The 14,202-nt window shown below is 61.6% G+C and carries 13 protein-coding genes; 9 read left to right on the forward strand and 4 right to left on the reverse strand.

The genetic code is table 11. The annotated features are described in order from the left end of the window. Positions 1 to 17: 17 nt before the first annotated feature. Complete coding sequence (locus ACV959_RS10065) at positions 18 to 1,238, reverse strand: hypothetical protein (RefSeq protein ID WP_475736473.1); 1,221 nt, start codon at positions 1,236 to 1,238, stop codon at positions 18 to 20. A gap of 444 nt (positions 1,239 to 1,682) precedes the next feature. Between ACV959_RS10065 and ybgC the strand changes: the two genes are divergently transcribed. The 6 genes from ybgC to tolB all read left to right on the forward strand — a co-directional run bounded on the left by ybgC (position 1,683) and on the right by tolB (position 8,435). Next, entirely contained in the window at positions 1,683 to 2,108 is a 426-nt protein-coding gene (gene ybgC, locus ACV959_RS10070) for a tol-pal system-associated acyl-CoA thioesterase (protein WP_475736474.1), read from the forward strand. Between the two features lie 14 nt (positions 2,109 to 2,122). Next, positions 2,123 to 4,360 (forward strand): methyltransferase domain-containing protein, encoded by a 2,238-nt coding sequence (locus ACV959_RS10075; protein ID WP_475736475.1) that lies wholly within the window; start codon positions 2,123 to 2,125, stop codon positions 4,358 to 4,360. A 169-nt stretch (positions 4,361 to 4,529) separates the two neighbouring features. Next, a complete protein-coding gene (gene tolQ, locus ACV959_RS10080; RefSeq protein ID WP_475736476.1) occupies positions 4,530 to 5,273 on the forward strand; it encodes a protein TolQ in 744 nt (247 codons plus the stop codon). Between the two features lie 3 nt (positions 5,274 to 5,276). Then, complete coding sequence (locus tag ACV959_RS10085; RefSeq protein WP_475736477.1) at positions 5,277 to 5,726, forward strand: ExbD/TolR family protein; 450 nt, start codon at positions 5,277 to 5,279, stop codon at positions 5,724 to 5,726. A gap of 11 nt (positions 5,727 to 5,737) precedes the next feature. After that, positions 5,738 to 6,964 carry a cell envelope biogenesis protein TolA gene (locus tag ACV959_RS10090; protein ID WP_475736478.1) on the forward strand — a complete coding sequence of 409 codons (1,227 nt, stop codon included), beginning with the start codon at positions 5,738 to 5,740 and terminating at the stop codon, positions 6,962 to 6,964. 169 nt (positions 6,965 to 7,133) lie between these two features. Beyond that, entirely contained in the window at positions 7,134 to 8,435 is a 1,302-nt protein-coding gene (tolB, locus tag ACV959_RS10095; RefSeq protein ID WP_475736479.1) for a Tol-Pal system beta propeller repeat protein TolB, read from the forward strand. A 3-nt stretch (positions 8,436 to 8,438) separates the two neighbouring features. On the opposite strand, the gene ACV959_RS10100 is transcribed toward tolB, so the two are convergent. Further along, the gene (locus ACV959_RS10100) at positions 8,439 to 9,215 is read right to left on the reverse strand and encodes a D-alanyl-D-alanine carboxypeptidase family protein (protein WP_475736480.1); all 777 of its coding nucleotides are present in this window, start codon (positions 9,213 to 9,215) and stop codon (positions 8,439 to 8,441) included. 109 nt (positions 9,216 to 9,324) lie between these two features. Between ACV959_RS10100 and ung the strand changes: the two genes are divergently transcribed. Then, positions 9,325 to 9,993: a uracil-DNA glycosylase gene (gene ung / locus ACV959_RS10105; RefSeq protein WP_475736481.1), complete on the forward strand. Its 669-nt coding sequence runs from the start codon at positions 9,325 to 9,327 to the stop codon at positions 9,991 to 9,993. 64 nt (positions 9,994 to 10,057) lie between these two features. On the opposite strand, the gene ACV959_RS10110 is transcribed toward ung, so the two are convergent. After that, entirely contained in the window at positions 10,058 to 10,702 is a 645-nt protein-coding gene (locus ACV959_RS10110; RefSeq protein ID WP_475736482.1) for a glutathione S-transferase family protein, read from the reverse strand. Positions 10,703 to 10,714: 12 nt separating this feature from the next. Next, on the reverse strand, positions 10,715 to 11,824 hold the full coding sequence (locus tag ACV959_RS10115; protein WP_475736483.1) for a calcium:cation antiporter: 1,110 nt from the start codon (positions 11,822 to 11,824) through the stop codon (positions 10,715 to 10,717). Between the two features lie 156 nt (positions 11,825 to 11,980). Between ACV959_RS10115 and ACV959_RS10120 the strand changes: the two genes are divergently transcribed. Together ACV959_RS10120 and uvrC are read left to right on the forward strand one after the other, a co-directional pair. Beyond that, positions 11,981 to 12,151, forward strand: coding sequence for a Flp family type IVb pilin (locus ACV959_RS10120; RefSeq protein WP_475736484.1), 171 nt, complete (start codon positions 11,981 to 11,983; stop codon positions 12,149 to 12,151). A gap of 49 nt (positions 12,152 to 12,200) precedes the next feature. Beyond that, a complete protein-coding gene (gene uvrC / locus ACV959_RS10125; protein WP_475736485.1) occupies positions 12,201 to 14,189 on the forward strand; it encodes an excinuclease ABC subunit UvrC in 1,989 nt (662 codons plus the stop codon). Positions 14,190 to 14,202 lie beyond the last annotated feature (13 nt).

Genomic DNA, 14,202 nt, shown 5'->3' on the forward strand with positions numbered 1-14,202 from the left:
TTTTTTCAAAATTTATTTTAATTTTTTAAAATATCGCCTTTCTTTCCTGCCGCTAAATTTTTCGTATCGAGAAATATATTTGATGTGCATTGCCCCAGCGTCGCTATGTAGTTATAATTGGCATATCCATATGTCCTATTATTGTTTACAATAACATTTTTTATGCAGTCTTTGCCGTCATAACGCCCAATCGCCAATAGAGGTTGGGAATAAAATTCATTACCTATATCTTTGAATTTATTTTCAATTATCTTTATGTCCTTTGTTTGAGCACCCCAGCCGTTTGATGTAATACTTATTGCCCGCTCCTTTGTCTTTTGTATAAAGTTATCTTTAACTGTAATATTTTCAGCTTCGGCGACACGAATACCGTGATAACTTTTTACAAATTCAATTAAATTCTCAACAACATTAATGTTCCTGACGAACCCATAGACCGGCCTATCGTTACTGCCATTCCAAAGTCCCGAGACATCTATTCCAACTTGATCGACATTGCGGCATCTGTTGTGAGAAACAATTCCGTTAAATGTTACATTATAACTATTATCTGTACTGAGTCCATTAACGTTGATGCAGGCCCCGCCGGAAGCAAAACCTCCATCGCAATCGTTGTTATCGACAACGAAATCATGGCTGCCATCCCATATATTTATGCACGCTCCTCGCGGTCCGAAACCAGAATTTCCGGCAGCCTGAAAGTTTGAAGAATTGACAAATGCTATACCTGTTTGCCCATTCACGGAGGATGAAATTGTCTTAACTCTCAAAACTTTTGTATGGGACGTTTTGTAAAAACTTATTAAATGAGCAATTCTTGATGTAATTTGTGTACCGTCAATAGTTAAATCATGTATATAAATACCATAATTACCATTAACCCAGTTTGAGTTTGTAATAGAACTTAAACCATTTGATGGAAAACCTGCCCGCTCCTTCCAATGAGGATTCGAACTAGCATCAGGCACTAGCTTTAGTATAGTGCAATCTCCTCTGCCCCCAATTTCCGCGTTCGAGGGAATCTCGATGGCGGCGTGTAACAAAAATTTTCCACAAGGCAATAAAATCTTTCGTTTCCCATCTTTGAAAGCTTTATCGATATAAATCGCTAAATTATCGATTAATATCTCATTATTATGCTCAAAATTAGAGATGCCATCATCACTCAATGCTACCTCTGAAACGTTCTCATGCAACAGCATGAAAATAAAAAATGGAATTATTTTCTGAAAATGCATCCGCAAGACCTTTCTGATATTTCCTGTGGCGCAAGAGGTTCGACCCAATTAACATAGCATATTCAATAACGGAGGTGCAAATGGTTGGCGATCAATTTGAGTTAGGCATAAATGCCAACTAAGTGGGGAATTTCACGATTTTTCTGAGAGCCACATTGCGGCTGCGACGATCACGGTCTTCGGAAATTTCGGGCCGGCGGGTACGGGCGTCACGAGGCCGACCGGCGGTTTCGACGTGGCGGGGGACGGAAATATTGCTTATGAACGGGGCTACGGTCCCCGCTAGGGCGAATTCCGCTCGCATGGAGCCGTGAGAGCGGAGTTCGCGCAAAAACATAAAGCTGGACCGCGTTCTGACCGCCCGGCCGTCAACTTTTGCGGAATGGGCGCCGGCTTCGGAGCCCGTCGAAGGCCCGGGCCGCAAGGTGAAAACAACGAGGCTGCATGACTCCCCACGCCCTGTCCGTCCGCGTCTATTGGGAGGACACCGACGCCTCCGGCCTCGTCTATCACGCCTCCTACGTCCGCTTCATGGAGCGCGGGCGCACGGAGCTCTTGCGCAGGCTCGGGCTCGATCAGCGCCCGTTGCTCGAAGGGATGGCCGGCGCCCCGATTTTCTTCGTCGTGCGGGCGATGGAACTCGAGTTCATGAAGCCCGCGGCGATGGATGACCTGCTGTCGGTGGAAACCCGCGTGCGTCAGTTGGGCGGAGCGTCGCTGACTCTGGACCAACGGGTGTTGCGGGGCGCAGAGACGCTCGTCGCGGCGACCGTCAAGGTCGTCTGCGTGGAGAGCGGCCGCGCCAAGCGCCTGCCGTCAGACGTTCGGGAAAGATTCGAGCGCGCCCTCGAGCCGCAGTCGCAGGATTGACCAGGAGCCGCTCGATGCATCCCTCCTCCCTCGAAAACATGCAGCGCTGCTATCTCAAATACGTCGCGGGCGGGCCGCTCGAGAAACGCGCGGAGACGATCGTCCTCGACATCGGGGGCGCCGACGTGAACGGCAGCTACAGGGAACTCTTCGGCAAGTCGCCATTCCGGTATTTGGCGGCCAATATCGCGCCCGGACCCGGCGTGGACATCGTGCTTTCCGATCCTTACGCCCTCCCCCTCCCCGACAGCTCAGTGGACATCGTGCTTTCCGGCCAGGCGCTGGAGCATTGCGAATTTTTCTGGCGCGCTTTTTCGGAAATGGCGCGGGTGGTTCGGCCGGAGGGCGTCATTTTCCTCATCGCGCCGTCGGCGGGGCCCATCCATCGCCACCCGGTAGACTGCTATCGCTTCTATCCGGACGCCTATCCCGCGCTCGCCAAAAGCGCGGGCTGCGTGCTTGTGGACAGCTGGTTGGACGAACGCGGACCATGGCGCGATCTCGTCGGCGTCTTTCGCAGAGGCGACGGGCCGCCCCTCCTTCCAGCCGCCGCGCAGCCGGCGGCGATCGTTCCGGGCTGGAGCGGCCCCCTGGGAACGCCGCAGGAGGAAGCAAGGAAAGGAGCGCTTCCGTACCTCGATGTTCTGAGGCGTCTGCACCAGGAGTTGAGTCCTGCGCTCTACCTGGAAATTGGCGTTCGTTTTGGCGCCAGCCTGTCCCTTGCGAGGGGGGCGGCTATCGGTGTGGATCCGGCTCCCGAGATCAAATTCGACTTGCCGGCGACCGCGAAAATCTTTTCCGCGACCAGCGACGATTTCTTCGCAAGCCCTGAAGGCGCGGTCTCCCCGGATCTCGCCTTTATCGACGGGATGCATCACTTCGAATATGCGCTCCGCGATTTCATGAATATCGAGCGACGCGCCGCGCCCGGCGCCGTCGTGCTTGTCGACGACATCTTTCCGAACCATCCCGCTCAGGCCGATAGGGAACGCCGCACGGCGTCATGGACGGGAGACATTTGGCGGCTGGTCGAAATCCTCCGAAATCATCGTCCTGATCTCTTTCTACTGGCGCTCGACACATCCCCGACCGGCCTGCTCCTGGTTGCCGGACTCGATCCCGCGAACCGCGTCCTCTGGGATCTCTACAATCCTGTCGTCCGGCAAATGATCTCCCTACCGGGGCCGCCGCAGGCAGTGCTCGAACGAAAAGGAGCCGTCGATCCTTCCGGAGAGGAATTCTCCCGCGTCGTTGAAGCGCTCAAAACGGCCCGCGCGTCTCGCCCGCCGCGGAAGGACATGGCGTCTCTACTGCGATCGGCGCTGGACGCGCACTCTGGCGCGAGGGCTGCACAAGCGGCGCCAAAGCTGTCCGTCGTGGTAATCTGTTACAATATGGCGCGAGAAATCCCGCGCACGATCCGCTCGCTTTCTCTCCCCATGCAACGCGGGATCGCAACATCCGAATACGAGATCATCCTTGTCGACAACGGCTCTACGCAGCCGTTCAACGAGGAAGAACTGCATCGCATCGCCCCAAATCTCACCATTTGCCGTCAACCGAACCCAACCGTCTCGCCCGTTCCGGCGATCAACCGCGGGCTTTCGCTTGCCCGGGGAGACCTTGTCGGCGTTTTCATCGACGGCGCGCGCATGGCGTCGCCAGGACTTCTGAGCCGTGCGCTGGCCGCTTCCAAGCTGCACGAGCGCCCGATCATCGGGAGCATCGGCTTTCATCTCGGACCGGCGAACCAGTCGGTCAGCATCCTGAACGGCTACGATCAGGCGGTCGAGGATCGCCTTCTATCGGAAAGCGGCTGGGAGGAGGACGGATACCGTCTATTTTCGATCGCCTCTTTCGCGGGTTCCTCCGCAGGCGGCTGGTTCCAGATCCCGGCGGAAAGCAACGCCCTGTTTTTGCGAGCAGCCCACTGGCGAGAGCTGGGCGGATGGGATGAGGGATTCGTGACGCCGGGCGGCGGATTCGCCAATCTGGACACCTGGGCGCGCGCCTGCGCAGACCCGGAGAGCGAACTTATCATGCTGTTAGGAGAGGCGACCTTCCATCAGGTCCATGGGGGGATCGCCACCAACAATCCGGCCGCGCCCCACGCCGAATACCGCGCGGAATACGAGCGATTGCGGGGCCGCCCCTATGCATTGCCGACGCGACGCCCGCTATATTTCGGAACCCTGCCCGACGCCGCCCTCGGCGGTTTCAAGGCCTCGATAGAGCGACTCTCCGACACATGAGCTGGCGCGCTCTTGCGTGACCAATCCTTAACTCTTACCGCTTGTTAACGCCTCGCCGGCAAATATCATTGTGCGGCGCACCCGCGGCCCCAGAAACGGCGAAATTGCGGGCGATAGAGGTCGTCGCTTTTTTGAACGAGCGCGCCCAACTCCGCTTCAAGGACAAATCATGAATCCAGCCGACATCGCCGCGACCGCCGCCGGCGCAGCCCCCGCCGCCGACATCACAATCTGGAGCATGTTCTGGGGCGCGCATATCGTCGTGAAGATCGTGATGGTGGGCCTGCTGCTCGCTTCGGTCTGGTGCTGGGCTATCATCATCGACAAGACGCTGCTCTTCTCGCGCATCCGCCGCGCCATGGACCGTTTCGAGGAGAGCTTCTGGTCCGGCAATTCGCTGGAGGAGCTTTACAACAAGCTCTCCGAGCGTCCAACCTCCGGCATGGCCACGCTCTTCGTCGCCGCGATGAGAGAATGGAAGCGCTCCTTCCAGACCGGCGCCTCCGCGAGTTTCATGGGCCTGCAGGCGCGCATCGAGAAAGTGCTCGACGTCTCCATCGCCCGTGAAGTCGAGAAACTCGAGTCGAACCTGCTTGTGCTCGCGACGGTCGCCTCGGCTGGCCCCTTCGTCGGCCTGTTCGGCACGGTCTGGGGCATCATGACGTCCTTCCGCTCCATTGCGGCGTCGAAGAACACTTCGCTCGCGGTCGTGGCGCCCGGCATTGCGGAGGCGCTGCTCGCCACGGCCATCGGCCTTTTCGCGGCCATCCCGGCGCTCATCGCCTACAACAAGATGCAGGGCGACGTCGCCAAGGCGCAGGCGCGCATGGAGAGCTTCGCCGACGAATTCTCGGCCATCCTTTCGCGCCAGATCGACCAGCACGCGGCCTCGAACCGCGATCGGGCGGCCTGACCCATGGGCGCGTCGATTTCCGCACCCGGACGTAAGGGCGGCCGGCGACGCCGGGGCGTCCCGCGCTACGGCGCCATGGCGGAGATCAACATGACGCCGTTCATCGACGTCATGCTGGTGCTGCTCATCATCTTCATGGTCGCCGCGCCCCTGCTCGCCACCGGCGTCGCCGTCGACCTCCCGCAAACCAAGGCTGGACAGCTCAACATCGACCAGAAGCCTGTCTCCATCGCCATCGACGACAAGGGCCAGATCTTCCTGATGGACCAGCCCGTCGAGGTCGCGCAGCTTCTCGACAAGTTGAAGGAAGCCGCCAAGCAGGGCTTCGACGAGCGCATCTATGTGCGCGGCTCCAAGGCGGTGAATTACGGCCGCGTGGCGGAGGTCATGTCGCTCATCACGACAGCCGGCTACAAGAAGGTCGCGCTGGTGACCGAGCAGGAGAAGAAGTGAGGCGCTGAACGTTGAAGGTTTCGCGCTCCGAGCCTGGCGTCGTCATTTCCTCCGCAGCCCATGCGGGGCTGCTGGTGGCGGCGCTCGTCCTGTTCTCGGACGCGAAGAAATTCGACGACGTCGAGGAAACGATCCCGGTCGAGATCGTGACCGATAACCCCGTGAGCCAGGCCGCCAGGGGCGAGAAGTCGGCGCGCGTTCCAAAGCCGACGCCCCGGGCGGACAGGATCGCGAAAGAGGCCGAAAGCAGACCGCTTCCGCCGATCGCGGAAGCGAAGAAGGACGTCCCCACGCCGCCCCCGCCGCTCAAACGCCTGCCGGACCCCGTCGCGGAGGACAAACCGGAGCCCATGCCGCCGAAGCGCATCGCCGCTCTGACCCCGGCGCCCGAACCGCCGAAGCCCGTCGACAAACCGGCCGAGGCGAAGCCGGCCGCTGCGCCGCCCGTGAAACCGAAGTTCGCCCCGGCGGAGGCGAAAGAGCCGGATGAGCCGAAGGACGCCGAAATCGTGAGGCCTAAGCCCCCGGCGCGGCCGAAGCCTGAAAAGGAACCGGAAAAACCGGCAAGCGAGACGCCGAAGCCGGAGAAGAGGCCGGAGCCGAAAGCGGAGGCCAAGACCGAGTCCAAAGCTGAAAAGCCCAAAACCGAGTCGCGCCTGAAGGCCGACGACGTCGCGAAGCTGCTCGACGCGAAAAAGGCCGAGGAAAAGGCCGCGAAGCCCGAAAACAGCGCCGATGGCGAGGCGGCGGAAAAGAGCGCAAAGGGCGGAAAGCCGAAGTCGGGCGACGAAAACGCGCCGAAATCGAAATTCGACGCCGCCAGCATCGCCAATCTTCTCAGCCGCGAAGCGCCGCAGCGCCGGGCCGCCGCGGGCAAGGAAATCAAGACCGCCTCGCTCGGCGCGCCGGAAGGCGCCGCGCCGAAAATGTCGGCTTCAATGGAGGCGCGGATCGCATCCTACATCCACGACCACTACCATCCCTGCTGGGCCTCGGCCCTCTCGCTCGGCGGCGCGACCTTCGCGCCGGTCGTGGAATTCCGCCTGACGCGCGACGGCGCGCTCGAGGGCCGGCCGCGCCTGCTGAACCCCTCCGCCAATCCGGTGGAGCAGGCGCGCGGCGAAAAGGCCCTGCAGGCGGTGCGCCGGTGCAGCCCCATGAAAATCCCGTCGGAATTCATGCCCTATTACGAAGAAGCGCTGCACGAAGTGACCATCCGCTTCCAGGATGCGAATTGATGGACGCTTTTTCCCTGACGCCAGCCCCCTCCCTGTCCCTCCCCCGCCTCGCGGGAGAGGGAACGCTCGCGATCAACGCTGTCAATGAAGGCCCGCATCTGCCCCCTCTCCCGCTTGCGGGGGAGGGCTGGGGAGGGGGTAAAGCAGCGATGCTAGAGAGACTCTTCCAATGACCCGCCACATCACCCGCCGCGCCGCCGCCTGCCTCATCGGGGGCGCCGCTCTGGCGCCCCTCGCGCCGGCCCGCGCCGGGCGCATCATCGAGCTGAAGGGCGGCGCCTTTCAGCCGACCAACATCGCCATCGCGCCTTTTGCCGGCGACGAGGCGGCGCGCACGATTGCCTCGGTCGCGACGAATAACCTCAAGCGCTCCGTCTTCATCCGGCCCGTGGATGCGAGCGCCGGAGAAGGCGGCTCCGTGGATCGGCCCGACCTCGACGCCTACAGGTCGGCGAATGCGCAATTCGTCCTCACTGGCCGCTCGGTTCGCGCCGCGGATGGTCGGCTCAAGACGGAATTCCGCCTTTTCGACGTCACGACCGGCGAGCAGGTCGCGGGCCAGCAATATGTGACGGAACCCGCCAATTTGCGCCGCGTCGCGCATCTCCTGTCGGACGCGGTTTTCTCGCGCATCACCGGCGAAAAGGGCTTTTTCGACACGCGCATCGTCTTCGTCGACGAGACGGGACCGAAGGACAGACGGCGCAAGCGTCTCGCGATGATGGACCAGGACGGCGCCAATGTGCGCTACCTGACCCGCGGCGACGATCTTGTCGTCACGCCGCGCTTTTCGCCCTCCTCGCTCGACGTCACCTACATGGCCTTCAACGACGACGGCGAGCCGAAGGTTCTCCTGATGAACATCGAGAACAACCAGCGCGAGGTCGTCGGCAATTTCCCCGGCATGACCTTTTCGCCGCGCTTCTCGCCCGACGGCCAGAAGATCATCATGTCTCTCTCGCAGGGCTCATCGACCAATCTCTACACGATGGACCTGCGCTCGCGCGCGACGACGCGCCTGACCGATACAAGCGCGATCGACACCGCCCCCTCCTATTCGCCGGACGGCGCGCGCATTTGTTTCGAAAGCGACCGCGGCGGCTCGCAGCAAATTTACGTCATGAGCGCGCATGGCGGCGAGGCCAAGCGAATCTCCTTCGGCGGCGGGCGTTATTCGACGCCCGTATGGAGCCCCAAAGGTGACTACATCGCCTTCACCAAGCAGAACGGCGGCAATTTCGCGATCGGCGTGATGAAGACCGATGGCTCCGGGGAGCGCATCCTCACCGAAGGCTTCCACAACGAAGGCCCCACCTGGGCGCCGAACGGGCTGTTCCTGATGTTCTTCCGCGACAGCGGCGGCGCCGGCGGGCCGAAGATCTATATGGTGGACGTCTTCGGCCGCTCCGAAACGCAGGTGCCCACGCCGAGCTACGCGAGCGATCCGGCCTGGGGGCCTTTGCAGGATTGAGGATCAGCCGACGATGTGCTCAGGGACGTCATTCTCAAGCCCCGCGATCGGCACGCCGGAGACGAAATATTCCCCAGGGAACGCAGCCTGGAGCTTTTTATCCATCGCTTCCGCGATCTCTTCGAGCGGCAACGAATCGTCTATCGACAGCGCCTTCAGACCGGCCCGTGTTTTCGGGCCGACTCCGCCATCGATATTTCCAATATTGTGTCCAAGCCGCACCAAGCCCGATTGAATGAATGCGGCGATATTATTTCCGCCGAACGCGTCGACCGGGACGCCCACGGACACGATCGCGCTCGCCGCCATTGCCGTCGCGGGTCGGGCAAAATTGTTGCCTTTTCCGGCGGCGTAATAATCGTAGACAAGCTGGTGGCTGCCGCGGCATTCGAAGTGCCACGCCTCGCTCAACTTGGCATCCGGCTTCGAAATGATGGGAACAACCCCTTCCGCTTTCGCGATATCCCAAAAATCCTTCAGACCGATTGATTTGATTTTCCCGAGGTCAAGATCGAAAGCGCGCCCCGCCTCATGCATGCTGCCTCCTGGAGGCGGGCTGTAAGCCTTCTTTTTTCCTGTTTTCCAATCAAGATAAGCTTGATATTGCATGTCATAAGATCGGAACAGATCGCTGAGAACTAGGCGGCCTCCAGCCCTTTCCGTAGCATTCGCCAGACGAAAAAGCGCGACATATGTGTCCGGCGCGCAGAGCGCCATGCGCTTGGGCAAATTGCCGCCGTAAATCGACGGAAACTTGATGGAGATGAGAGGAGAACTCATAAATTGCTCCAATGATTCAAAAAGTGACTGAACAACGTTCCCTCAGAGCGACGCCGTTGTCAATGGCATATGGGCAGGGATTTTACTCGCCGCTGCTTGCAGGGGCCACATGACCAAGCCCGTCCGCATCGAGGAAAGCTGGAGGACGCGTCTCGCGAGCGAATTCGAGAAGCCCTATTTCGCCGAGTTGCGCGAGTTCGTGCGCGCCGAATACGCCGCGCGCGCCGTCTATCCGCCGGCGTCGCAGATTTTCCGCGCCTTCGACGAATGCCCCTTCGACAGGGTGAAGGTCGTCATTCTCGGGCAGGATCCCTATCACGGCCCCGGTCAGGCGAACGGTCTGTGTTTCGCCGTTCATCCGAATGTTCCGCCGCCGCCGTCGCTCGTCAATATCTTCAAGGAAATCGAGGCCGATCTCGGCCATCCCGTCTCCCGCGATCCGGACCTCTCCCGCTGGGCGCGGCAGGGCGTGCTGCTGCTCAACGCGACGCTCACCGTACGCGCGTCCCAAGCGGGCTCGCATCAGAACAAGGGCTGGGAGCAGTTCACCGACGCGGCGGTGCGCGCGCTCTCGCGCGAGCGCGAAGGGATCGTCTTCATGCTCTGGGGTTCCTACGCCCGGCGCAAGGGCGCGGGGATCGACCGCGCAAAGCATCTCGTGCTCGAATGCGCGCATCCCTCGCCGTTATCGGCGCATAATGGCTTCTTCGGCTGCAAACATTTTTCCAGGGCGAACGATTATCTCGTCGCGCATGGGCAGGCGCCGATCGAGTGGTGACCGCCGCCGTCATTGCAGGCGAAACCCAGCAATCCAAAACGCCTCCGAACCGCTGCGGCGACCCCTATCCCCTCGCGGCCGCCGCCGCCTCGTGGATCTTCAAGAGCTGCTTGTCCGTCTCCGCGACGCGCGCGACCGAGGGTCTCGACCCGACCCGCTCAATGTAAGCGGCGATCTCCGGCGACATCGGCGCGAGGCCAAAATTCGTCGTCCAGCGCAAAGCCGTGGCCCAGAGAATGTCCGCGGCCGAGAAACGGGAGCCGAGGATATACGGCCCCGCGGCGAGCTGCCGGTTGACGAGCGCCATCACGCCGTCGAAATCGCCATAAGCGCTCATGCTTCTAGGCGGCTCATGCTTCATGTGACGATCCATGATCGCGGGCTCGAAGGCCGTGCCGTAGAAGGCCAGCCAGCGCAGATAGGGGCCGCGCAGCGGGTCGCCGATCGGGGGCGCGAGCTTCTTCTGTGGAAAGGCGTCGGCGAGATAGATGAAAATGGCGACAAGCTCCGTCACCAGCGCGCCATTGTGGACGACAGCCGGAACCTTGCCGAGCGGGTTCACCGCAAGATAGTCGGGCTGGCGTTGCGCGCCGATCCTGAAATTCAGATCGCGCAACGCGTAGGGCGCGTCCAGCTCCTCGAGCAGGATCAGAACGCTCGACGAACGCGTATTTGGCGAATGATAGAAAATCAGATCATTGTCGCTCATCGCTTCCCCGGCTCACGGGACGAACAGAAAGAACACATATGTCGCGAAAACGACGAGATGCACAAGGCCCGTGAAGACATTGGTGCGCCCCGCCCCGAAACTGACGATGGACAGCATCAGTGTGAGCAAGAGCATCGTTGCGTCGCGTTTGCCGAGCCCGAACATGATCTCTTTGCCGGTCCAGACGCTGAACAGCCCGACCGCGGGAACCGTCAGGCCGATCGTCGCGACAACGGAGCCGAGCGCGCCGTTGAGGCTCGTCTGAAGCGCGTTGCGATACGCCGCCCGAATGGAGTTGAGCGACTCCGGCAGCAGCACGAGAAGCGCCACCACCGCGCCGGTTACCGCATTCACCTCGGCGACGCCCGCCCGATTCAGCCCATCCTCGAGATCAGGAATGACGCGCTCGGCGAGCAGCGAGACGCCGAGCAGGCTCGCCGCAAGGCCGATGAGGGCGACGAGCGTGCGTCCCGGCGTCGGCTTTTCCGCGGCATGGCCGACCGCTGCGGCGTGCACGTCGGTGAAATAGGAACGATGTCGCACTGTCTGGATGAACAGAAAGGCGCTGTAGAGCACGATGGACAGAACGCTCACGAAAGCCAGTTGCTTTGCCGATAGCGTCGGTCCTGGCGTCGACGTCGTGACGTCGGGGATGATCAGCGTCAGCACCGAGAGCGCGATGAGCACGGCAAGATAGGCGCTCGCGCCCATCGGTTGCAGCTCCTGCTCACCATGGCGGAAACCGCCGAGAAGCAGGCACAGGCCGACGAGCCCGTTGCAGACGATCATGATCGCCGAGAAGACCGCCTCGCGCGCTTCTGTAGGGTCTTCAGAGCCGTGCGCAATCATCGACGACATGATGGCCACTTCGATGATCGTGACGGAAATCGTGAGAAGCAGCGTGCCGAGCGGCTCGCCCGCCTTTGCGCTGAGGATCTCCGCGTGCTCCAGCGTGGCGAAGACCGAGCCGATCACCAAAATGCCGGCGACCGCCGGCACGACGAAGACGACCGCCGGATGCGTGTGATCCAGCCAGGTCTCCACTGCTTTGAAAGTCGCAGCGAGACCCAGCGCGAGCGCCGGAAAAATCACGCCGCCCGCCGTCGCCCTGCCCCCGTTCATCCCGCCTCCGACTCAGGCATGTCATCGCCAGTAAAACGACTTTGGCCTTGCCGCTGGGCGAGCGCAAGCGTCGCCGCTGCGATGGCCCGCCCATTGCCGCGCAATGTGGCCGCAACGGCGGATTGTTCAATTCCGAAACAAAACGGGGTCAAAACGATGCTCGCGCACTTCTTGAAGGACGAGAATGGCTCCACTGCGGTGGAATATGCGGCCATCGCCTCCCTCGCCTCGATCGCCATACTCGCCGGCTGCCTGGCGATCGGCCAGGCGCTCGCGGGCAGGCAATTCGGGGCGTTGCTGACGGCCTGGACGCAGGCGCAATCCTGAGGCGACGGCGCTCTTCCCATCGCCGCGAACCGCGAATACATCTCTGGGCATGACCCCTCCCCCAGCCCAGACGCGCGACCTTCCGCCCGAGGAGGACGACGGCTTCGACGCGCCAGAGACCGCGACCGGGTCGGCCGACGAAGCGACCCAGGAAAAAGACGCGCCGCAGACGCCGGAAAGCGTGAAGCGCGGCGTCGCCGTCATCAAAAAGCACTGGAAGCACGCGCCGAACGGTCCCGGCGTCTATCGCATGATCGCCGAAAACGGCGAGGTGCTCTATGTCGGCAAGGCCAAGAACGTTCGCAAGCGCGTCGCGAGCTATACGCGCCTCGCCGGCCATGTGAACCGCATCGCGCGGATGATCTCGGCCACCGCGTCGATGGTCTTCATTTCGGTCGAGACCGAGACCGAGGCGCTGCTGCTCGAAGCGAATCTCATCAAGCAGTTGAAGCCGCGCTTCAACGTGCTGATGCGCGACGACAAGTCTTTCCCTTACATTCTCATCGCGCGCGATCACGCGGCGCCGCAGATCGCCAAGCATCGTGGCGCGCGCGTGCGCAAGGGCGACTACTTCGGTCCTTTCGCCAGCGTCTGGGCGGTCAATCGAGCGCTCAACGCGCTGGAGCGGGCGTTTCTCCTGCGCTCCTGCACGCAAAGCTTCTACGACAATCGCACCCGGCCCTGCCTGCTGTATCAGATCAAACGTTGCGCCGGACCCTGTACGGGCGAGATCTCGATCGACGACTACGCCGTGCTGGTGCAGGAGGCGCGAGACTTTCTCTCGGGAAAAAGCCGCAGCGTGCGCGAACAGCTCGCGAAAGAAATGACCGAGGCCGCCGACAAGCTCGAATTCGAACGCGCGGCGCGGCTGCGCGACCGCATCTCCGCGCTCTCCGCCATTCAGGGCGCGCAGGGAATCAATCCGCGCACGGTGGAGGAAGCGGATGTTTTCGCCATCGCCAAGGAAGCGGGCCGCTTCTGCATCGAGGCCTTTTTCTTCCGCGCCTATCAGAACTGGGGCAACCGATCCTATTTTCCGCGCGCCGACGCGAGCCTCTCGGAGGCGGAAGTCCTCGATTCCTTTCTCGCTCAATTTTACGACGAGCACCCATCGGCGCGCTGCGTGCTCCTCTCGCATCCGATCGAGGACAGCGCGCTGCTCGAAAACGCGCTCTCCGCGAAGCTGCGCAGAAACGTCGACGTGATCGCGCCGCAACGCGGCGAGAAGCGCGAGCTGGTGGAGCATGCGCTCAACAACGCCCGTCAGGCGCTGGGCCGCAAGCTCGCCGAGGATGCGAGCCAGCTGCGTCTGCTCGCGGCGCTCGGCGAGATCTTCGGCCTGCCCGGCGCCCCGCGCCGAATCGAGGTTTACGACAACTCCCACACCGGCGGCGCGCAGGCGATCGGCGCCATGGTCGTCGCGGGTCCCGCGGGTTTCATGAAAGCGCATTACCGCACCTTCACCATCAAGAACACGGACATCACGCCCGGCGACGATTACGGCATGATGCGCGAAGTTCTCACGCGCCGCTTCGCGCGTCTCGCAAAGGAAACGGAAAAGGACGCGGACCCCGACGCCTTTCCGGCGAAGCCAGATCTGGTGCTGATCGACGGCGGACGCGGACAGTTCGACGCAGCGCGCGACGCCTTGCGCGAGAGCGGCGTCGAAGGGGTCGCGCTCGCCTCCATCGCCAAGGGCCGCGACCGCGACGCGGGACGCGAACAGTTCTTCATCGAAGGCCGCGAGCCCTTCCGCCTGCCGCCGCACGATCCGGCGCTCTATTTCGTGCAGCGCCTGCGCGACGAAGCCCATCGCTTCGCGATCGGCGCGCATCGCGCGCGACGCAAAAAGGAATTCGTCAAAAATCCGCTCGACGAAATTCCCGGCGTTGGACCCTCTCGCAAGCGCGCCTTGCTGCTGGCCTTCGGTTCGGCGAAGGGCGTCGCGCGCGCCGCGCTCTCGGATCTCGAGAAGACGCCCGGCATCAACAAGGCGACGGCGCGGCTGGTGTACGACCATTTCCAGCGGGGGGATTGAATGCGTCCCGTTA

This window comes from Methylocystis sp. Se48 (genome assembly GCF_056269425.1).